The sequence below is a fragment of the Ruegeria sp. HKCCD3925 genome (genome assembly GCF_057221175.1).
In genome coordinates this window covers 461798-482719 of the sequence record NZ_JBWVBI010000001.1, presented here as the reverse complement: position 1 = coordinate 482719, position 20922 = coordinate 461798, and the positions used below count along the sequence as shown (strand labels likewise).

Genomic DNA, 20922 nt, shown 5'->3' with positions numbered 1-20922 from the left:
GCCGATTGCGCTAACGCTTGCGCTAGCCGTTGGATCAGGTAGGGTCCGATCGAACAGATGAATGGAAAGGAAGCGCGATGAGTGGTCTGTTGGCCCTGTTGGACGACGTGGCGGGCATTGCAAAGGTTGCGGCGGCCTCGGTGGACGATGTGGTGGCCGCTGCCGGCAAGGCTGGGGCCAAGACTGCGGGTGTGATCATTGACGATGCGGCCGTGACGCCCAAATACGTTCAGGGTTTTGCCCCGGCGCGGGAACTGCCGATCATCTGGCGCATCGCGCGCGGATCGATTTTCAACAAGATCATTCTGTTGTTGCCAGTGGCATTGCTACTAGCCAATTTTGCGCCTTGGTTGATCACACCGCTGCTTATGCTCGGTGGTTCATATCTGTGTTTTGAAGGGGCCGAAAAGATTTTTCATGTCTTGTTCCCACACGGAAGCCACGCGATCGAAGAGGATATGAAAAATCCTGATCCTGGCCATCTGGAAGAAAAGAAGGTGAAGGGTGCGATCAAGACTGACTTTATCCTGTCTGCCGAAATCATGACCATCGCTTTGGCGGCCATTGAAGCGCCGAATGTGTGGATGCAAGCCGCGACGCTGGCCGTTGTGGGCGTTGGGGTCACCGTCGCCGTTTATGGCTCGGTCGCTCTGATCGTGAAAATGGATGATGTCGGGTTGTTCCTGGCGCAAAACGCTCCGACGCCGATAGGGCGTGGAACGGGAAGGGGCCTCGTCAAAGCGATGCCCGTTGTTATGAAAGTTCTGTCTATCGTTGGTACTGCTGCGATGCTGTGGGTCGGCGGGTCGATCATGATCCACGGTATGGAGGTCCTGGGCTTTGGCTGGCTGGGCCATCACATTTACGACTGGGCAAATGCTGCGAGTCATGCTGTGTCTGAACAATGGGCAGGCGCGGTAAAGTGGATCGCGAAGGCGACAATGGATGGTGTATTCGGTCTGGTCTATGGGCTGGCGCTGATACCGGTGGCAACCAAGCTGCTGTCCCCCGCGATCAGCGCGATTTCGGGATCTGCGAACAAACACTGAAATCAGGATCATGTGACGTGAGGTTTCATCTGGCACAACGGTAAGAGCGGGGTAAGTTCCAATCGAAGCATATCCGGTGTGAGATCGATGACTAAACTCAGCCTTTCCCAAGTCCTTGCCAGTTCAGATCGGTTGAACGGGATGCTGCAGTTTCCGGTGCCGCCAAACTGGATGCAAGGCCGTACAACATATGGCGGCTTCTCGTCTGCCTTGCTGCTGGCTGCTGCGAGAAATGCGATCGATGTTCTGCCGCCATTACGCTCGGCCCTGATCAATTTTACCGCGCCCATCGGTTCACCTCCGCTGATCGAAACCGAGGTGCTTCGCAATGGGCGGAATGTCACAACGATCAATACACGAGCAAGGATTGAGGGGAATACAGCCGCACTTGGGACATTTACGTTTGGCAAGGCACAGGACAGCCATGTGGCGTTCGAACATCCGGCTAAGGCAGAGATACAGCCAGAGATCACAGAACACTATTTCCCGCCAGATTTGCCAAAACTTCCCATTGCATTTCTTGAGAACTTCGACGTTCGATTGATCGACGGGGCGCGGCCATTTGCTGGTGCAGAGCGTGGCTATGTGAAGGTTTGGGCGCGCCATAATGATGCCGATATGCGCGATAGGATCGAAGGGTTGATCGCAATTGCGGACCTGTTGCCACCGGCCATATTCCCGACATTGAAGAAGCCGGGAAACAACTCGTCAATGAACTGGATTTTCAACGTACTATCCGAAGATATTCATACTCGCGATGGATGGTGGTTGATGGAACATCAATTGACAGCTGGACATGACGGCTACAGCTCTCAGGTCATGCGGATGTGGAACACCGATGGTGATCTAATTGTCGATGGTATGCAGTCAGTAATAATTTTCGTCTAACAAAAAGGCCCCGGTTTTAACCGAGGCCTTTTGACTAATTTGGGTAGGTTCAACCCAGCAGTTCTTTGACCTTGGCGACTGTTGCTTCGGTCGTGATGCCAAAATGCTTGTAGAGCTCTCCGGCGGGTGCCGACGCACCAAAGCTGGACATGCCGATGAACCCAGCCTTGGCCTCGCGACCACGCTCGCCCAGAAGCCAACGGTCCCAGCCTCCGGCGCGAACCGCAGCCTCGATACCGACGCGGACGGCTCCCGCAGGCAATACGCGCTTGCGGTAGGCTTCGTCTTGTTCGGCAAACAGCTCCATACAGGGCATGGAAACGACCCGAGTGCCGATGCCTTCGGCCTCAAGTATTGCTTTAGCTTCCATCGCCAGCGAAACCTCGGAACCTGTGGCAATCAGAATCGCCTGACGCTTGTTTTCTGCGTCAGCCAATACATAAGCGCCTTGCGCGGTCAGGTTTTTGGCTTTGTGCTGGGTCCGAACAGTTGGCACGCCTTGACGGGTCAGCGACAGGACTGAGGGGCTATCCTTGAAGGTCAGCGCCAATTCCCAGGCTTCGGCGGTCTCAACCGTATCCGCGGGGCGGAACACATAAGTGTTCGGCGTCGCGCGTGAGATCGCCAGATGTTCCACCGGTTGGTGCGTCGGACCGTCTTCGCCCAGACCAATCGAGTCGTGGGTCATCACGAACACCGTCGGGATCTTCATAAGTGCAGCCAAACGCATCGAGGGCCGCGCATAGTCGGTGAAGGCCATGAACGTACCGCCATACGGGCGAATGCCACCATGCAGCGCCATACCGTTCATAGCAGCGGCCATACCGTGTTCACGAATGCCGTAATGGATATACCGACCCTTGCGGTTTTCCGGAAGGAACACGCCCATATCAGCCGATTTGGTGTTGTTCGATCCAGTCAGGTCAGCCGAGCCGCCAATGGTTTCGGGCATGATCGGGTTTACGACATTCAACACCTTCTCAGACGAGGCGCGAGTGGCCAGCTTTGGCTGGTCTTCCGACATCTGTTTCTTGAACGACCGGATGGCGCCGGCCAGCTTCTTTGGTGCCTCAAACGCATAGGCGCGGTTGAATTCGGCTTGTTTACGTTCGGAGACTTGCGCAAAACGCTCCTCCCACGCTGCGCGCTCGGCTTTACCACGTGCACCAATGGCCTCCCAAGCGGCTTTGACCTCAGCAGGGATGACGAACGCATCATGCGGCCAGTCATATGCTTCTTTGGCGGCGTTCAACTGATTCTGATCGGTCAGAGCGCCATGGCCTTTTGAAGTGTCCTGCGCCGCGTGACCCAGTGCAATGTGGCTTTCACAAGCAATCATCGTCGGTTTGTTCGACTTCTTCGCCTGCACGATGGCCGCATCGATGGCCTCGGGGTCGTGGCCGTCAATCTCAAGCACATGCCAGCCCGAGGCCGCAAAACGGCGCACCTGATCGGTGCGGTCGGCGATGTCGACTGTGCCGTCGATGGTGATGTTGTTGTTATCCCAGAAGACGATCAGCTTGCTCAGCTCGTGGCGACCGGCCAAAGTGATCGCCTCTTGGCTGACGCCTTCCATCAGGCAGCCGTCGCCCGCAATCACGTAGGTATAGTGATCAACGATCTTCTTGCCATAATGCGCACGCTGAATTTCCTCGGCCATCGCAAAGCCAACGGCATTCGAAATGCCCTGACCCAAAGGTCCGGTAGTGGTTTCGACACCATCAATCAGGAAGTTTTCGGGGTGCCCGGCAGTTTTGGCGCCCAATTGACGGAAGTTCTTGATCTCTTCCAGCGTAACATCGTCATGACCGGTGAGATACAGCAGCGAATAGACCAGCATCGAACCGTGACCCGCCGATAGGATGAACCGATCGCGGTCCGGCCAGTTCGGGGCAGTGGCGTCGAATTTGAGGTGCTTTTCGAACAATACGGTCGCAACATCGGCCATGCCCATCGGCATACCGGAATGGCCGGAATTGGCGGCGGCGACAGCGTCGAGGGTCAGGGTGCGGATGGCCGCAGCCTTGTCCCAGTGTTCGGGGTTGGCATTGCGCAGCGCAGTCAGGTCCACGGGCGTTGTTCCTTTGGTTTACGGGCAGATGGGCGCTGAATACCATCCGATTGTCAAAGTGCAAGCAGAACCGCGTGGCACGCCGAATTGGCGCTTCAAGAGCGGTGTGCAAGTGGTTGAAACCAAACAGTGGGTATTTTCTGTCGCATTCCGTTAGACTAGGGCTGAGCGCCGCCGCTTTTGATTCGGGTAGGCGAATATCAGAACGAACCTTGATAAAGAGGTGACACAGGCATGAGTCAGATCGAAGAACTACAACGCCGCATTATCACCGCGATGGAGCGGATCGGTAATGGTGTCGAGGCCTTGCACGTTGCTGGATCCGCAGCCGGTGATGACACGTCGCTGCGAACGGCGCTTGAAGAAGAGCGGGTGGCCAATGCCCAGCTTGAGGAACGGCTGAAAACGATCAAAGAGAGGCACGCGCAAGAGATTGACGCGCTGCGTGCGCAACCGGCACCGAGTTCGGAAGTGGATGCGCTGCGTGCGCAATTGGCCGAGGCGACTTCTCAGCTCGCCACGGTTGAGGCTGCGCGGGCCGAGTTGGCGGATGCCAAGGCTGCGCTTGAAAACACGGACGAAGTCGAGGGCTTGAAGGCAGAGATTGAGACTCTGCGATCACATCAGGGCGCTGCAGAAGAGGCGAATACGTTGCGCGCGCAGGTCGAGCAACTGACCCCAATCGCGGATCGCGCGGAAGAGATGGAGGCCGAACTGGCCCGTCTGCGGGCTGAACTGGTCGATAGCGAGCGGTTAACCGAACTCAATGCCGAGCTTGAGATGCTGCGCGCGGAACGGGCTAGCCATGGGGCCGCGATGTCCCGGTTGGATGATGATTTGCAACGGCTTCGCAATGCAAACGATCAGCTCCGAAGCGCTGTCGATGAATTACGCGCCGCCGCAGAGGACGGTGTCACGGATGCTGACATGCTGAACCGGGCCACGACAGCCGAATTAGAAGCCATACGTGCCGCGCGCGCGTCGGACGCAGCCGAAGCGCATGCGGTCCTGGCTCGGCTTGAGCCATTGCTAAGTCATGCCAATCTGGCCGAGGGAGAGGTGGAATAATGCCCGAAGTAACCATTCATATCGGTGGCCGCGGCTTTGATGTCTCGTGCCAGGACGGTGAAGAACCGTTTCTGCAGGCGGCAGCCAGACTGCTGGATGATGAGGCTCAGGTTTTGTCGGACCAGATCGGACGTATGCCGGAATCGCGGATGCTGCTGATGGCGGGACTTATGTTGGCAGACAAGGCAGCCGCGCATGAAGATCGCATGAAACTGGCCGAGGCCAAGCTGGTTGAATTGGAGACCGAATTGAAGCGGCTCCGCAGCCAACCGCAGCCGGAACCTGAACGGATCGAGGTCGCGGTAGTGCCGCCATCTGTCACGGATACGCTGGCTGAAATGGCGGCGCGCGCCGAAGCCCTGGCGGCAGTCATTGAAGAAAGGACGGCCTAATGCCGATCGCCCGAATGGCCTTTTGCGCGGCCGTCGTCTCGCTGACTGGCACGATGGCAAAGGCCGATATCGACATTCTGTCCGTGACGTTTACCTGTGAAAACAACACGCAAGTGCCGGTGTCCTACTTTAACGCCTCAAATGGCGATGGGGCGGCTGCGATGATGATCGATGATCAGTTGATCCCTATGAAACAGGTTCCAAGCGGCTCGGGCATCCGGTATGAATCCGTCGGAGGGGCAGGGACATACACCCTGCGCTCCAAGGGGTGGGATGCCACGATCAGCCATCAGGCCGAAGGCGACACAGCCCCGGAACTCGTATTGTTCAAGGACTGTAGCAGCCGATAGCTTACGCGTTTGCTTCGCGGATTTTGTCCGCAGCGTCTTTGTTATAGCCCACACTGTTTTCATCGAACAGTGTGTCTAGCTCGCCCGACAGCGTCATTTCAGTGATAATGTCGCAACCGCCGACAAACTCGCCTTTGACATAAAGCTGAGGCACGGTTGGCCAGTCGGAGTAGTCCTTGATGCCCTGGCGCACAGCTTCGTCAGCCAGAACGTTTACGTCGGTGTATTCGACGCCCATGTAATTCAGAACACCGGCCACCCGGGATGAGAACCCGCACTGCGGCATCTCTTTGGTGCCTTTCATGTAAAGCACCACATCGTTGGCTTTGACGGTTTCGTCGATCTGGGTCTTAACGTCGCTCATCTTGCTTTTCCTTTTCATCCGCTTGCGCGGCGGTCGTTCGGTTATCGGGCAGTTCAGGTGCCCATCCTTCTTCTTCAAGCCGCCGGTGTTCTGCTTGTGCAAGCGTCACCGGATCAAGCCCGTATCGTTCAATTCCCCCAACCTTGCTAAGCGTATCGGGGTCAGGGCGCATATCCGACAGTTTTCGTTTTCTGTTGCGTTTGACATAGGCTTCGATGAGGGCGGCGACAACTATCAATGCACCAAGAAGAGATATCCAGAAGGGCCAGCCACTCATCTTTTCAAAGCCACTTAGGCGCTTTTTTGAAAGTAGTTCTGTGTCATTCAGGTACCTTCGTCGTCAACGCCAGCGCGTGCAATTCCCCATCAGATCCATCCATCTTGCCTTTCAGCGCAGCGTAAACCGCACGCTGTTGCTGAACGCGGTTTTTGCCGCGAAAGCTCTCGTCCACGACCATGGCGGACATGTGCACGCCATCGCTGCCACCAACCTGAATTTGCGCATTGGGAAAGCTTTCGCGCAGCAGGGTTTCGATCTCGTGGGCGCTCATCGGCATGTAGGTTCACTCCTGTAGGTCTTTCCCAAGATGTAGAGTGATGAGAGCGGGCGTGCAAGATGTCGAGCATCTTTCAGATACGCGAATCCCGCGCCTATGGAAGACGCGGGAATTCTGGAATTCGGAAGAGACGATTTATCAGGCGACCGCGGCGGCAAAGCTCTGGCGGAAGGTCTCGGTCAGTTCTGCCAAAGGAGCTTCGGAATTGCCGATCTTCACGCTTTCACCGGTAAATCGACCAACCGAGACCAGCGGGACACCAGCCTGACCGGCAGCGATCATTAGCGCCTCGGCTTGATCGAAGTTGCACGCCACAAGATAACGGGCCTGGTCTTCGCCGAATAGGAACTCGGATGATGCATCATCCAGGCAAACGCCTACGCCTGCAGCTTCAGCAAGTTCAAACGCAGCCAGTGCAAGGCCTCCATCGCTCAGATCAGTACATGCTTTGATCATCTCGCGATTGGCACGGATGAATTCCCCGTTGCGCGCCTCTGCAGCCAGATCAACGTGCGGCGCGTCTCCGTCCTCGCGGTTGAATACCTCGGCCAGCAGGGCGGACTGACCCATATGGCCGTTGGTTTCGCCAATGACCAGCGCAACATGGCCATCCCGAACCTCGTTTCCGATGATCTCGTCGCTATGAGCAAGAAGACCAACCGCGCCGATGGTGGGGGTTGGCAGGATCGCCTGACCGTCTGTCTCGTTATAAAGCGAGACGTTGCCCGACACGATGGGCATATCCAGCGCACCAACGGCGGCACCGATACCTTGGATCGCGCCGACGAACTGACCCATGATCTCGGGCTTTTCGGGGTTCCCGAAGTTCAGGTTGTCTGTGGTGGCAAGTGGTTTGGCCCCCACGGCGGTCAGGTTGCGATAGGCCTCCGCCACCGCTTGTTTGCCGCCTTCCACCGGGTTTGCACGGACATAGCGCGGGGTTACGTCGCTGGTGAAGGCCAGCACCTTGTCGGTGCCATGTACGCGGACCATGCCAGCGCCCAGACCCGGCGTGCGAGTTGAATCCGCCATGACCATGGTGTCGTATTGCTCATAGACCCATTGTTTGCCTGCGTAATTGGGTGAAGAGAGCAGGGCGCGCAGACCGTCGATCGGATCGATCTGTGGTACGTCTTCCAGTGGCGCGGACTCAGGGGTCGGTTCCCACGGGCGGTCGTATTCAGGCGCGGTCGAGGACAGTTTAGACAGGACCAGATCGGCTTTGATCTCACCATTGTGCATGATCAGGAAACGGTCTTCGGTAATGGTTTCGCCTACGATGGCAAAATCGAGGTCCCATTTTTCGAACACGGCGCGGGCCTCGGCCTCAAGCTCAGGTTTGAGGACCATCAGCATCCGTTCCTGAGATTCCGACAGCATCATTTCATAGGCTGTCATGTTCTCTTCGCGCTGCGGGACATTCTCGAGGTCCAAACGCACGCCCAGACCACCTTTGTCGCCCATCTCTACAGCCGAGCAGGTCAAGCCCGCTGCGCCCATGTCCTGGATCGAGATCACGGCACCGGTCTGCATCAGTTCCAGCGTTGCTTCCATCAGGCGCTTTTCGGTGAAGGGGTCGCCGACCTGAACGGTGGGGCGTTTTTCTTCGATGGTGTCATCGAATTCGGCCGATGCCATGGTTGCTCCGCCCACACCGTCACGACCGGTTTTTGCGCCCAAATAGACGACGGGCATCCCAACGCCCGAAGCGGCCGAGTAGAAAATCTTGTCACTGTCAGCCAGACCAGCGGCAAACGCGTTCACAAGGCAGTTGCCGTTATAGGCCGGGTGGAACCGAACTTCGCCACCCACGCAAGGCACACCGAAGCAGTTGCCGTAGCCGCCAATCCCCTCGACCACTCCGTTCACCAATTGGCGCGTCTTATGGTGGCCCGGCTCGCCAAAGGACAGTGCGTTCATCGAGGCGATGGGCCGTGCGCCCATGGTGAAAACATCCCGCAGGATGCCGCCCACGCCGGTCGCCGCGCCCTGATAGGGTTCGATATACGAGGGGTGGTTGTGGCTTTCCATCTTGAACACCACGGCCTGACCGTCGCCGATATCGACGACACCCGCATTCTCGCCTGGGCCGCAGATAACCTGAGGGCCAGAGGTTGGAAGGGTGCGCAACCATTTCTTGGATGACTTATAAGAACAATGCTCGTTCCACATCGCCGAAAAGATGCCAAGCTCGGTAAAGGTCGGCTCACGCCCGATGATCTCAAGGATCATGTCGTATTCCTCGGGCTTGAGCCCATGTGCGGCAATCAGATCGGGTGTGATGGCGGGCTCTTGCATCTTCTGTCCTGTGTCCAAGTGGGCCGAGATTGCGGGCCTTTTAGGGCAATGGGCCGCTTGAGGAAAGAGCCAAACCCGCACAGGGGTCATCGGGCAATAAAAAACGGAACCGGCCATAAGGCCGGTTCCGATTTCAGAGGCGTGCTGATTTGGTTCAGCCAGCGGCTGAAACGTGTCGAAGCCTAAGTGTCAGGCGGGGTTTTGCCCTTTGTTGACCGCATCTGCGGCGGCTGCACCGGCGGCAGCTTTTTGTTCTTCAGTTATGTTCTCAGCCTCATCCAACCCCGGGATGGCGACGCGCACCTCGCGGCGGGCGAAATCGATACCATTTGCGTTGAATTCGGCCTTCACACGGTTAAAGATTTCCTTACGCAGTGTGAATTGCTTGCCGGGCTTGGCCATGAACTTGCCTCGGATGATCATACCGACATCGTCGAAGTCGAACACACCCTGAGATTTGAAGGGCTGCAGGAAGCCATCTTTGTGAACCTCGTCCTGCATCATCTCGGCACCGATCTTCTTGAAGATCTTCTTGACCTTGTTGGGGTCGGTGTCGAACGGCACAGTAAATTTCAACTTCATGATCACCCAGTCACGGCTGAAGTTGGTGAGCTTTTGAATCTCGCCATAAGGTATAGTGTGCACCGGACCACGATGGTGGCGAAGCTGCATTGAGCGGATCGAAATTTTCTCGACCGTTCCCATGGTCCCGCCGACATCGACATATTCGCCGACGCGGAAGGCGTCATCGATCAGGAAGAAGATGCCGCCAACGATATCGGCCACCAGTTTCTGCGCACCAAAGCCGATGGCCAGACCCAAAACACCAGCACCAGCCAGCAGCGGCGTGATGTTAATGCCCAGAGCGCTCAGGGCCAGTAGGCCGAAGATCACCGAGATGGTGACTTGTGCGGTAATCCGCAACAAGGGCAGGACGGTCGCCAGACGCGAACCACCCGCGCCGCCACCTTCTCCGCCGGCTTCTTCATCCAGCTCCTCGGCCGCTGTCTGTTCCTTGGCCAGACGACGGTTAATCCACAGAGAGACGATCTCGTTCAGGATGTAGCCGACAGCGATGATCAGCAGGAACTCTATGATTGCGCCGCCAACTTCGGCACCGATACCTGCGGACGCAACATGGCGCAGATCAAGCTGCCAAACACGGGAAATCATGAAGACGACGAAGAGGCCAGCAATCACCCGACCGATGCGAATATAACTGCGCTTGGCCGATCGATAGGCGCGTTCTGCTAATGGCCCTTCGCCCGACATTGGCGGCTGCAGGTGACGCACCAAACCACGTATCAATGTATCAAGTGCAGGTGCAATCAACAGCCAGAACATGGTTGTGAAATGCGCTCCACCGGACAGCACGCGGATCAGCGCCGGGTTGCGTTGTGCCACCAGGAATTCGACCAGCAGCCAAATCACGACCGAAACGCCGATTGCAAAATACGGGTAATACCGCGCGACTTCTTCGTCGAACTTGGTGTGGTCCGGGTCGGTACCCAGCATCATCTGTGACAAACCTTCGCGCGCAGTCCAGGCGATTATGCCAATATAGACGTGGATTGCAGCGTTCAGCCAGAAACCGATGCGCGTTTGATCGCCGGTTACCCCGTTGAGCGCGTTGAACCTTAGTACGAACAAGGTAAAGCCGATAAGGATCAGCAGACCGATCAGGTTGCGATGCAGGTATTTTGCCCAGTGGTCGTCAATGTTTACCAATCGGAATTGTGGCTTTTGCGGCGCAAGAACAAAGCGCGAGACTGCTGCCCCCAGACGCGGCACCCAGATTAGGTAGAATACAAATGGGGCTGCATAGATGATCTGCTCGGGGCTCAGCAATCCTCGGCCAATCGCCCGAATGACGACGTAGAATACGATAAGCCCTGCAATTTCGCGGCAAAATCGGCGGAACAGGTAGTTCACAGCGCCTCTGAGATCAGCGTCACCCGAGGGCTCGGTTGCCTCATGCCAGCGGCGGGTCAGGAAAATGAATAGCTTCTCAGCAATGAAGCCGACTATCAGGACCGAGAGCACCAGCCCCATTAGCGTCAGAACACCAGCGCCCCCCAATTTGTCAGAGAAATTGCTAAATGCAGTGATTTGCGCACTGATGATATTGGGAACTGTGGTCAGAACATGTGTCCAGGATGCGACCATTTCTGCCCAGATCTCATTGAGCTCGGTCAGCGGGTCTTCCTGACCTTCCTTTTCCGCCGCTTGCTTTTCGGCAACAGCGTCAAGGCGTTCCAGAAGGATTGCCCGTACCTGGTCGTCAGACATGCGCGCAACCAGATCATCAACCTGCTCTGGCGTCAGATCTTCGGGAATTTCAACTGTAGCGGTTGTGCTTGTGTCTTGTGCATGAAGTGGCACGGCCAGGAACAAGACTGAAATCATCGCCAACAATAGGCGGAATGAGTGGAACATGAATTAGCCCTCGAACACGAAATTTAGGTGTTTTTTCGGGATCATAGGCCTACGCGTTGGATTTTCCCAGTGCTTTCCACTGAATTGCATCAGCCTCGCGCAAAAAAAAGGCCGAGCACTAAGCTCGGCCGTAGTCCAACAGGGAGGTATGAAGATGATGAGCGTTTCAGCATCACCGCCTTCATGTGCTCATTTAGGGATCAGTTTATTAACGATCAAGGTCTATTAGCAGACCCCGGCGTCATGCCCGCTATGCTCTGAGTGCATGGCTATAGCTTGCCCAATTGCCTTAGCTGTTTGCGATGGGCGATTATCTCATCCTGCACAAAGTCCCGAAATGCCGCTATCCGTTTGGAATGACGCAATTCTTCGGGGTAGGCGAGGTAAACCGGTACATCAGCACTTTCGATGTCTGACATGACGGGGACCAGATCCGGGAAGTCCTCAGTCACATAATCAGGAAGTACTCCGATACCCAGATCATGCAGCACGCCCTGAAGAACGCCGAAATAGTTGTTCACGGTCAGCAACGAGCCGGGATTGTATGTCATAAGGTGACGAACCATCGACGCGCTTGCCCCAACCTGAGGGGCTGCGGGCGTTTGGCAGATCAATCGGTGCTTGGAAATGTCTTCCAGCGTTTCAGGCGCCCCACCATGAGCATCCAAATAGCTGCGCGTTGCATAGAGCAGCATCTGCACTGTCATCAGACGTTTGCGCACGAGATCGGCCTGGCTGGGCTCTTTCATGCGGATGGCCACATCGGCTTCACGCATTGGCAGATCCAATACCCGCTCTTCAAGCATGAGGTCGATATTGAGGTCAGGATACTGTTCATAGAGCTTCGGTAGGCGCGGTGCGAGCCACAGCGTGCCGAACCCGAAGGTGGTGGTCACCCTCAGTACGCCAAAGACCTCATCTTCACTATCCCGGATACGCGCTGCAGCGGCATCCAGACGTTTCAGCATGGCCGTCGTGGCATCGAACAGCAATTCGCCTTGTTCTGTCAGAATCAGACCGCGTGCATGGCGGTGGAACAAGGTTGCATCGAGTGATTCTTCAAGCGCGCGGATCTGACGGCTCACTGCGGATTGAGATAAATTGAGCTTGTCTCCCGCGTGTGTGAGGCTGCCAGCGTCTGCAACCGCGTGAAATATTCTGAGCTTATCCCAATCCATCGCCGCAACTTTCGTTATCCTCGCGCAGCCCTATATGAAACAGGTAACAAATTCCACAATGAAACCCGGAAATCGTTACGGAATAGAGTAAAATCACTATACAGGTCAGTATTTATGACCTAATATGCACGAGAATAAAGCACACTAATCCGACGAGGGGAGACGTCAGATGAGTCAGCCGAAAATTTCACTCAACGACCGGTTCGACCTGTCCAAAAGCCCGGTTCTTTTGAACGGAACGCAGGCACTGGTGCGTTTGATGCTGATGCAAAAAGTACGAGACACTGCGGCGGAATTGAACACAGCGGGTCTGGTCACAGGCTATCGGGGGTCTCCGCTTGGGGCTGTAGACCTTCAGATGTCTCGTGCAGAAAAGCAACTCGCCGAAAAGGATGTCACCTTTCAATTCGGATTGAACGAAGATCTGGCCGCAACCGCATTATGGGGCAGCCAACAGGCGGGGCTGCGTGGCGACGGAAAATTCGATGGTGTTTTTGGGCTCTGGTATGGCAAGGGGCCGGGCGTAGATCGATCCGGTGATGTGATGCGCCATGCCAATATGGCGGGCACGGCGCAACATGGCGGTGTATTGATGGCCATGGGCGATGATCACACGGGTGAAAGCTCGACCGTTTTACATCAGTCGGAATGGTCACTGGTGGACATGTATATGCCCGTGGTCAGCCCGGCAGGTGTGCAAGAAATTCTGGACTATGGCATTTACGGATTCGCGCTCAGCCGGTTCGCCGGGGTCTGGGTCGGGCTGAAAACGATGAAAGACACGATCGAAGTGACTTCCGTCGTAGATGGCCGCCCTGACCGAATGCAGCTGGTCACCCCTCAATTCGATATGCCAGAGGGTGGGCTGAATATTCGGCTGGGTGATACGCCGCATCTGCAGGAAGCGCGCGTAATCGACCACAAGCGCTTTGCGGCAGAGGTCTTTTCGCACGCCAACAAGTTGGACAAGCGGGTCTGGGGAAAACCGGGCGCCAAGATTGGGTTTGTGGCGGCGGGTAAGAACTGGCTTGATCTGACTCATGCCATGTCGCTGCTGAACATCAACGCGGATGAGGCCGAACGGCTAGGCATTACCACCTATAAGATCGGTCAGACTTTCCCTTTGGATATGAAGGGCTTCCACGATTGGGCTGAGGGGCTGGATCTGATCGTGATCGTCGAGGAAAAGCGCAAGCTGATCGAAGTTCAGGTTAAAGAAGCGATCTTTGACGACCGTCGTGGGCGCCGTGTTTATGGCTGGTACAAAGGCGGCGCGGGGACGCTGCACCGCGAAGAACTGTTCCCGACCCGAGGGGCGCTTGACCCGATCATGATTGCCGAGAAGCTGGGTGAGATCCTAATCGAAGAGGGGCGCGATACAGATGGCGTTCGTGCCGGACTGGAGGCGCTGTCCGAAGCGCGCCGGGCTGACAATGCGCAGGAAATCGCGGCGCGTTTACCATACTTTTGTTCAGGATGTCCGCATAACAGTTCAACCAAGCTGCCTGATGGCAGCCGAGCCTATGCCGGGATTGGCTGTCACTACATGGTGCAGTGGATGGATCGCGAAACCACCGGTTTCACCCAGATGGGCGGCGAAGGGGCGAACTGGATTGGCGAGGCTCCGTTTTCGACCACACAACATGTTTTCCAAAACCTCGGCGATGGCACCTATAACCATTCCGGCGTGCAGGCGATCCGGGCGGCACTGGCCGCGGGCACAAATATCACCTTTAAGATCCTCTATAACGACGCCGTTGCGATGACCGGAGGTCAGGAGAACGAAGGTGGGCTAAGTGCCGAACGCATCGTCGCCGAGGTCCGCGCGATGGGAGTCAGCAACGTTGCTGTCGTTTACGACGAAAAAGAAGATGTGAATTTTGGTGCGTTGCCTTCGGGCGTTGAGACGTTCGAGCGTTCAAAACTGATGCAGGTTCAGGAAAAATTCCGCGAAATCGAGGGTGTATCGGTCATTATTTATGTCCAGACCTGCGCAGCTGAAAAGCGCAGGAGACGCAAGCGCGGCACGTTCCCCGACCCCGATAAGCGAGTGTTCATAAATACTGATATCTGTGAGGGTTGCGGAGATTGCGGCGTTCAGTCGAACTGTGTTTCCATCGTACCGAAAGAGACCGAACTTGGCCGCAAGCGTGCGATTGATCAGTCAAGCTGCAACAAGGATTTTTCCTGCTTGAACGGGTTCTGCCCGTCTTTTGTAACCGTTGAAGGGGCGAAAATCCGCAAAGAGGCGACGACCGACCTCGACTTGCCCGATCTACCGGACCCCGTTTTGCCACAGATCAATGGCACTCATAACGTCGTAATTACCGGAGTTGGCGGCACAGGCGTTGTCACCATCGGGGCGGTTCTGGCGCAAGCTGCACAAATCGACGGCAAGGGTGCCGGTATGATGGAAATGGCCGGCCTCGCACAGAAGGGTGGCGCCGTACATATCCATTGCCGTCTGGCCAACCGGCCCGATGATATCAGCGCGATCCGTGTTGCCACTGGCGAGGCGCATGCGCTGATCGGCGGTGATCTGGTGGTATCGGCCGGGGCCAAGACGCTTGGCCTCACGCAAGCCGGCCAGACCGGCGCTGTTGTGAACAGTCATGAAATTATCACCGGTGACTTCACGCGCGATACAGAATTCACAATCCCCAGCGATCAATTGCAGCTTGCGCTGCAGGCGCGGTTGAAAGATGGGGTGGCCCTTTTCGATGCCACCGATCTGGCGCGAGCCGTGATGGGCGACTCAATCTATTCCAATATGATGGTCTTTGGCGCAGCCTGGCAGCGTGGTTTGCTACCGATCAGTCACCAAGCGATAATGGGTGCTATTGAGTTGAATGGTGCGGCGGTCGAGCGCAACAAACGCGCCTTTGAAGTTGGTCGCTGGGCGGTGACCCACCCCGACGACGTGGCCAATATTTTGCGCCCCAACGTAGCAGAGTTACCAAAGACCCTCGATCAAGTGATCGATTTCCGCGCTGCGCACCTGATCGACTATCAGAACAAGCGGTTGGCGAAACGTTATCGCAAGCTGGTCGACAGCGTCGAAGATCAACACGTTAGTGAGGCTATTGCCAAAGGCTACCATAAGCTTTTGTCATATAAGGATGAATATGAAGTCGCCCGATTGCTGCTCGACAGTCGCCAGAAGGCGGAGGCCGAGTTTGATGGTGACTTTAAGATGACCTTCCATCTTGCGCCGCCAACCCTGGGGACGAAGGGCGACAATGGACGCCCGGCCAAGAAAGCGTTCGGAGAGTGGTTTCTTGGTCCGTTGAAGGTTCTAGCCAAGCTGAAAGGTTTGCGCGGCACTCCGCTGGATATCTTTGGCTACACGACAGAGCGCAAAATGGAGCGTGCTCTGATCCGCCAGTATGAAAAGGACATGAAAGAGGTTTTGCCCAGCCTGAAACCCGAAACCAGTGATGCGATCGCGGCCCTTGCGGCTCTGCCATTGGACATTCGCGGTTTCGGTCCGGTTTTGGTCGCGAATGAAGCCAAGGCTGCGAAACGTCGCGAGGAATTGTTGGCTGTTATTCGCGATGGCGGGCCTCAGATGAAAGCTGCGGCAGAGTGAGGCTTTACAAGCTTGTCATCAAACCTATGCAAAATGGCTACCCGGCCTTATCTAAGCGGCAGCAAACCGGAGTAGCCAATGCCCTCGCGCCATCACGTCGCTCGTGACATCTCTTACGCCCATTCTGCAGAAACGCGGAGCGGGCGGATGGTGATCAAGCTGATGGAAAACACCACCGGTCGTCTGCGTCTTATCCGCCGCGCTGACGGGTATGAGCAGGAGGTCGCACAGGGGCGTGATTTTTGGTCCGTAATGGTGGATCGATATGGGCTGACATTAGACGTGGTTGGCGGTGCGTTGTCGAACATCCCAAAAGATGGGCCATTGATCCTGATTGCGAACCATCCCTATGGCATTCTAGACGGGCTAATGATGGGACACATCCTGTCTCAGACTCGGACAGACTTTCGCATTCTCGCCAATCATGTTTTTCGCAAAGCTGAAGACCTGAACAGCATCGTGCTGCCAATTTCGTTTGATGCCACAAAAGATGCGATGAAGCTGAACCTTGCGACCCGAAAAACCGCTCTGAACTACCTAAGCGATGGTGGTGCAATCGGGATCTTCCCGGGTGGCACCGTCAGCACTGCGGCCAAGCCATTTTCTCATCCGATGGATCCAGGGTGGCGCGGATTTACAGCGCGGATGGTTGCCAAATCCAATGCGACCGTTGTGCCGGTTTTCTTCGATGGTCACACCTCGCGTTTGTTCCAGATTGCCAGCCATCTGCACAACACTCTGCGGATGGGGTTGCTGATCAAAGAGTTCAAGAAACGTGTCGATACCCCCGTCCGCGTGGTTGTAGGAGACCCCATTGGGCGCGACATTCTGGACCCGCTGGGCAAGGATACGCGCAAGATGATGGATTTCCTGCGCAAAGCCACGTATGAGCTGTCTCCAGAGCCATTGAAGTCTTATGACTATGGCTATGAATTCGAGGAACGGCATCGCGCCTGAAGGGGCAAATGGCAGTAGGTATCTTTGATTCCGGATTGGGTGGTTTGACCGTCCTGAACGCCGCGCAGAAACGTCTGCCCGACGTTGATTTCCTTTATTTCGCGGACAGCGCGCATGCGCCTTATGGTGTGCGCGATGCCGAGGATATCTTTAACCTGACACGAAACGCTGTGCAGGACCTTTGGGATCGCGGCTGCAATCTGGTGATTCTGGCCTGCAATACCGCAAGCGCCGCCGCCCTGCGTCGGATGCAAGAAGCGGGCGTGCCAGAAGGAAAGCGTGTACTGGGCGTATTTGTGCCTTTGATTGAGGCGCTGACTGAACGGCAATGGGGCGACAACTCTCCACCGCGTGAGGTTCAGGTGCAGCATGTTGCGCTGTTTGCGACGCCCGCGACAGTGTCGAGCCGTGCGTTTCAGCGGGAGCTGGCGTTTCGGGCGATCGGGGTTGATGTCGAGGCGCAAGCCTGCGGCGGGGTGGTGGACGCCATCGAAGAGGGCGACATGATCTTGGCCGAGGCCTTGGTACGCAGCCATGTGGATGCTCTGAAGCGCAAGATGCCGGAACCGCAAGCAGCCATTCTGGGCTGTACGCATTACCCGCTGATGGCAGAGACGTTTCAGCAGGCGCTCGGACCGGATGTGAAAGTCTATAGCCAGGGTGATCTGGTTGCGGAAAGCCTTGCAGACTACTTGCAACGGCATCCGAATATGCTGGGTGAGGGCACTGATGGCTTCCTGACAACGGGTAAGCCGGGCGTTGTGACGGATCGCGCGACTCAGTTCCTCCGACGACAAATCACCTTTGAAGCCGCCTGACCTAGGTCAAGGACGGCGCTTTTCCGATTCCGTAATTCGTTGACCGTCACAGCGGCGGTCACCCCATGTGACACATGAATGAAAGAGGTCTGACATGACCCACAAAATCGCAATTCTTGGCGCTTCTGGTTACACCGGCGCGGAACTCGTGCGGCTGATCGCCGGGCATCCGAGTATGGAAATCAAAGCTCTGGCCGCCGAGCGGAAGGCTGGACAGACAATGGCGCAGGTATTTCCGCATTTGCGCCATATGGATTTGCCGGTGCTTTGCAAGATTTCCGAGATCGACTTTAGCCAAATCGACCTGTGTTTCTGCGCTCTGCCGCACAAGACCAGTCAGGAAGTCATTCGCGAACTGCCCAACACCTTGAAAATTGTTGACCTGTCAGCAGATTTTCGACTTCGCGATGGCGACGAATACAAGAAGTGGTATGGGAATTCACATGCCGCGCTTGGGCATCAGAAAGAGGCGGTTTATGGTCTGACCGAGTTCTACCGTGACGAAATCCGCGGCGCTCGGCTGGTTGCCGGGACCGGATGCAATGCCGCGACGGGTCAGTATGTGCTGCGTCCGCTGATTTCGGCGGGTGTGATTGATCTGGATGACATCGTTCTGGACCTGAAATGCGCGGTCTCGGGCGCAGGACGGGCGCTGAAAGAGAATCTATTGCACGCAGAACTCAGTGAAGGGGCGAACGCATATGCCGTTGGCGGGACGCACCGGCATCTGGGCGAGTTTGATCAGGAATTCACGGAACTGGCTGGACGGACGGTGCATGTGCAGTTCACACCGCACCTGATCCCAGCCAACCGGGGTATTCTGGCCACAACCTATGTAAAGGGTGACCCGCAGAGCGTGTATGAGACACTTCAATCGGCCTATGAAGCCGAGCCCTTCATTGAGATGCTGCCATTTGGCGAGACGCCCTCAACCCACCATGTGCGGGGGTCGAACTTCTGCCATATCGGTGTCGTTGGAGATCGGATCGAACGCCGTGCAATCGTGGTGGCAGCATTGGATAACCTGACAAAAGGTAGCAGTGGGCAAGCCTTGCAGAACGCCAACCTGATGTTAGGTGAGGATGAAACCCTGGGTCTGATGATGGCCCCCTTGTTCCCGTGAGGACGGTATGAAAACGCTTAAGAAACGTCGTCGTGTACAAGTCATTCTAGTGGCTGTTGCGGCCCTGATACTGGCGACGGGTCTGATTGGATATGCGATGCGTGATGGCATCAACTTCTTCCGCTCACCCAGTCAGGTGATTGCAGAACCGCCGAAACCGACCGAGGTGTTCCGTATAGGTGGATTGGTCGAAGAAGGTTCGATCATTCGCGGGCAGGGTGAGACTGTGCATTTCGTCGTGACCGACGGCGGTGAAAGCGTAAAGGTCGCTTTTACCGGTGTTCTGCCTGATTTGTTCTCGGAAAATCAGGGTATGGTGGGCACCGGAAGTTATGTGAACGGAGTCTTTGAAGCCACTGAAATCCTTGCGAAACATGATGAAACCTACATGCCCAAAGAGGTTGTGGACGCATTAAAAGAGCAAGGCGTTTATCAGGAATCAGGCGATAGCTGAATGCAGCATCGCTGAATGCCATCGGCGCTAAAATTTCTAAACAGAAGAAGCGGGGCGTTGCGTGCGAGAGGTAGGCAGCGCCCTTTGTTTTGCAGTGGTGTTAACGAAATTGTCCGACCGTTTACCAAAGTTTGGCAGAGGGGGCGGCAATGCGGACAGTGCGGCAGATTGCAAAAGGGATCGTGGCGCGGGAAGGTGGTTTTGTGGATGACCTCGATGATCCCGGCGGTGCCACGAAATACGGGGTGACGATCCATACCATGCGCAGATTGGGTCTCGATCTGGACCGAGATGGTTCGGTGACGCAACAAGACGTGCGCATGCTTAGCAAAGCGCAGGCCGTCGATATTTTTCTGGAACACTATTTTGAGAAACCACGCCTTCAGGTGCTGCCGGAAGCCGTACAGGCATCCGTGTTCGACATGTACGTCAATGCAGGAGCTCAAGCGGTGAAAATCCTGCAGAACCTGCTGCGGCAGATGGAGTATGACATTACGGTTGACGGGGTCATCGGCCCTCAGACTGCGCAGGCGAGCCGCGAGGCGGCTAGTCCAAAGCCTCTGGTGTTTCGCGATGCCTATGGGGTCGCAAGACGAAACTATTACTTCCGTTTAGCAGACCGGCGGATGGCTCTTCGTAAATATGCCAGAACACGCGCGGGCGGCAAAGGCGGATGGATCAAGCGTGCCGAAGAGTTTTTATCGCCCAAGTATCATCTGAGCGAGGACGCGTTTCGGAAAAGGGTTTCGGGATGGGTTTGATCTCGGGTTTGTTGGCGCTCTTGTTTGGCGGAGGTCGCAATGTGGTTCGCGAAACTGCGGAAGTGTTTCGCGAAAATGTAGAAAGCGGTGCCGAGCGTTCTGTCGAACTGCGCAGTGCGGCCATGGCGCAATTCGGCACTGAATTCCAAGCCCCAAGCAAAACCAGATTTGATCGGTTCATGGACGGGCTGAATCGCCTTCCGCGACCGGCGCTGGCTTTGGGAACATTGGGTTTGTTTCTGGCCGCCATGATCGATCCGCTGTGGTTCGCAGCACGTATGCAGGGAATTGCGCTGGTGCCAGAGCCACTGTGGTGGCTGTTAGGGGTGATCGTGTCGTTTTACTTTGGCGCGCGGCATCAGATCAAAGCGCAGGATTTTCAAAGAGAAATCAGCGCGACAATGCTGAGGGCGCCTGAGGTGATCGCCAATCTTGAAACGATCCGCGGGTTGCGCGATGACAGTCCGGGTGTCGCCGATACTGGCTCGGACGCATCGTTGGCCGAAGCCGTCAACCAGCCGGATTCGAACCCTGCATTGGAGGACTGGAAGCGGCTACGAAAGACCTGA

19 protein-coding genes are annotated in these 20922 nt (G+C 56.2%); 12 read left to right on the top strand and 7 right to left on the bottom strand.

Annotated features, from left to right (window positions below):
* The first annotated feature begins 77 nt into the window (after positions 1 to 77).
* Both AC2TEM_RS02430 and AC2TEM_RS02425 read left to right on the top strand, forming a co-directional pair.
* Complete coding sequence (locus AC2TEM_RS02430; RefSeq protein ID WP_170421414.1) at positions 78 to 1049, top strand: DUF808 domain-containing protein; 972 nt, start codon at positions 78 to 80, stop codon at positions 1047 to 1049.
* Between the two features lie 87 nt (positions 1050 to 1136).
* Positions 1137 to 1937 carry a thioesterase family protein gene (locus tag AC2TEM_RS02425; protein WP_170421417.1) on the top strand — a complete coding sequence of 267 codons (801 nt, stop codon included), beginning with the start codon at positions 1137 to 1139 and terminating at the stop codon, positions 1935 to 1937.
* A 49-nt stretch (positions 1938 to 1986) separates the two neighbouring features.
* On the opposite strand, the gene tkt is transcribed toward AC2TEM_RS02425, so the two are convergent.
* On the bottom strand, positions 1987 to 4008 hold the full coding sequence (gene tkt / locus AC2TEM_RS02420) for a transketolase (protein WP_170421420.1): 2022 nt from the start codon (positions 4006 to 4008) through the stop codon (positions 1987 to 1989).
* A gap of 234 nt (positions 4009 to 4242) precedes the next feature.
* Here tkt and AC2TEM_RS02415 point away from each other — a divergent pair, with 234 nt between their 5' ends.
* Genes AC2TEM_RS02415 through AC2TEM_RS02405 form a run of 3 tightly spaced genes read left to right on the top strand, consistent with a single transcriptional unit; the run spans position 4243 to position 5818 of the window.
* Positions 4243 to 5076 carry a coiled-coil domain-containing protein gene (locus tag AC2TEM_RS02415; protein ID WP_170421423.1) on the top strand — a complete coding sequence of 278 codons (834 nt, stop codon included), beginning with the start codon at positions 4243 to 4245 and terminating at the stop codon, positions 5074 to 5076.
* Positions 5076 to 5468 carry a cell division protein ZapA gene (locus tag AC2TEM_RS02410; RefSeq protein WP_170393183.1) on the top strand — a complete coding sequence of 131 codons (393 nt, stop codon included), beginning with the start codon at positions 5076 to 5078 and terminating at the stop codon, positions 5466 to 5468. The genes AC2TEM_RS02415 and AC2TEM_RS02410 overlap by 1 nt, the downstream gene beginning before the upstream one ends.
* Positions 5468 to 5818: an MliC family protein gene (locus AC2TEM_RS02405; protein ID WP_170405544.1), complete on the top strand. Its 351-nt coding sequence runs from the start codon at positions 5468 to 5470 to the stop codon at positions 5816 to 5818. Before AC2TEM_RS02410 ends, AC2TEM_RS02405 begins: the two co-directional genes overlap by 1 nt.
* Before the next feature lies 1 nt (position 5819).
* Here AC2TEM_RS02405 and grxD read toward each other — a convergent pair whose 3' ends face one another.
* The 6 genes from grxD to AC2TEM_RS02375 all read right to left on the bottom strand — a co-directional run bounded on the left by grxD (position 5820) and on the right by AC2TEM_RS02375 (position 12651).
* Complete coding sequence (gene grxD, locus AC2TEM_RS02400; protein WP_170393181.1) at positions 5820 to 6182, bottom strand: Grx4 family monothiol glutaredoxin; 363 nt, start codon at positions 6180 to 6182, stop codon at positions 5820 to 5822.
* Positions 6169 to 6459: a hypothetical protein gene (locus AC2TEM_RS02395; protein WP_170393180.1), complete on the bottom strand. Its 291-nt coding sequence runs from the start codon at positions 6457 to 6459 to the stop codon at positions 6169 to 6171. Before AC2TEM_RS02395 ends, grxD begins: the two co-directional genes overlap by 14 nt.
* A gap of 43 nt (positions 6460 to 6502) precedes the next feature.
* Positions 6503 to 6739, bottom strand: coding sequence for a BolA/IbaG family iron-sulfur metabolism protein (locus AC2TEM_RS02390; RefSeq protein WP_170421425.1), 237 nt, complete (start codon positions 6737 to 6739; stop codon positions 6503 to 6505).
* Positions 6740 to 6877: 138 nt separating this feature from the next.
* Entirely contained in the window at positions 6878 to 9037 is a 2160-nt protein-coding gene (gene purL, locus AC2TEM_RS02385) for a phosphoribosylformylglycinamidine synthase subunit PurL (RefSeq protein ID WP_170608861.1), read from the bottom strand.
* A 189-nt stretch (positions 9038 to 9226) separates the two neighbouring features.
* Positions 9227 to 11473 (bottom strand): mechanosensitive ion channel family protein, encoded by a 2247-nt coding sequence (locus tag AC2TEM_RS02380; RefSeq protein ID WP_170393177.1) that lies wholly within the window; start codon positions 11471 to 11473, stop codon positions 9227 to 9229.
* 269 nt (positions 11474 to 11742) lie between these two features.
* Positions 11743 to 12651 (bottom strand): LysR family transcriptional regulator, encoded by a 909-nt coding sequence (locus tag AC2TEM_RS02375; RefSeq protein ID WP_170393176.1) that lies wholly within the window; start codon positions 12649 to 12651, stop codon positions 11743 to 11745.
* 169 nt (positions 12652 to 12820) lie between these two features.
* Between AC2TEM_RS02375 and AC2TEM_RS02370 the strand changes: the two genes are divergently transcribed.
* The 7 genes from AC2TEM_RS02370 (at position 12821) to AC2TEM_RS02340 (ending at position 20922) form a co-directional block, all read left to right on the top strand.
* The gene (locus AC2TEM_RS02370; RefSeq protein ID WP_170421432.1) at positions 12821 to 16240 is read left to right on the top strand and encodes an indolepyruvate ferredoxin oxidoreductase family protein; all 3420 of its coding nucleotides are present in this window, start codon (positions 12821 to 12823) and stop codon (positions 16238 to 16240) included.
* A 78-nt stretch (positions 16241 to 16318) separates the two neighbouring features.
* Positions 16319 to 17197 (top strand): lysophospholipid acyltransferase family protein, encoded by an 879-nt coding sequence (locus tag AC2TEM_RS02365; protein ID WP_170421435.1) that lies wholly within the window; start codon positions 16319 to 16321, stop codon positions 17195 to 17197.
* A gap of 8 nt (positions 17198 to 17205) precedes the next feature.
* Positions 17206 to 18015, top strand: coding sequence for a glutamate racemase (gene murI, locus AC2TEM_RS02360; protein ID WP_170405556.1), 810 nt, complete (start codon positions 17206 to 17208; stop codon positions 18013 to 18015).
* Between the two features lie 94 nt (positions 18016 to 18109).
* Positions 18110 to 19138 carry an N-acetyl-gamma-glutamyl-phosphate reductase gene (gene argC, locus AC2TEM_RS02355; protein WP_170421438.1) on the top strand — a complete coding sequence of 343 codons (1029 nt, stop codon included), beginning with the start codon at positions 18110 to 18112 and terminating at the stop codon, positions 19136 to 19138.
* A gap of 7 nt (positions 19139 to 19145) precedes the next feature.
* Positions 19146 to 19592 carry a cytochrome c maturation protein CcmE gene (gene ccmE / locus AC2TEM_RS02350; RefSeq protein ID WP_170405562.1) on the top strand — a complete coding sequence of 149 codons (447 nt, stop codon included), beginning with the start codon at positions 19146 to 19148 and terminating at the stop codon, positions 19590 to 19592.
* Between the two features lie 149 nt (positions 19593 to 19741).
* A complete protein-coding gene (locus AC2TEM_RS02345) occupies positions 19742 to 20353 on the top strand; it encodes a holin-associated N-acetylmuramidase (protein WP_170421441.1) in 612 nt (203 codons plus the stop codon).
* Positions 20344 to 20922 carry a holin family protein gene (locus tag AC2TEM_RS02340; protein WP_170421443.1) on the top strand — a complete coding sequence of 193 codons (579 nt, stop codon included), beginning with the start codon at positions 20344 to 20346 and terminating at the stop codon, positions 20920 to 20922. Before AC2TEM_RS02345 ends, AC2TEM_RS02340 begins: the two co-directional genes overlap by 10 nt.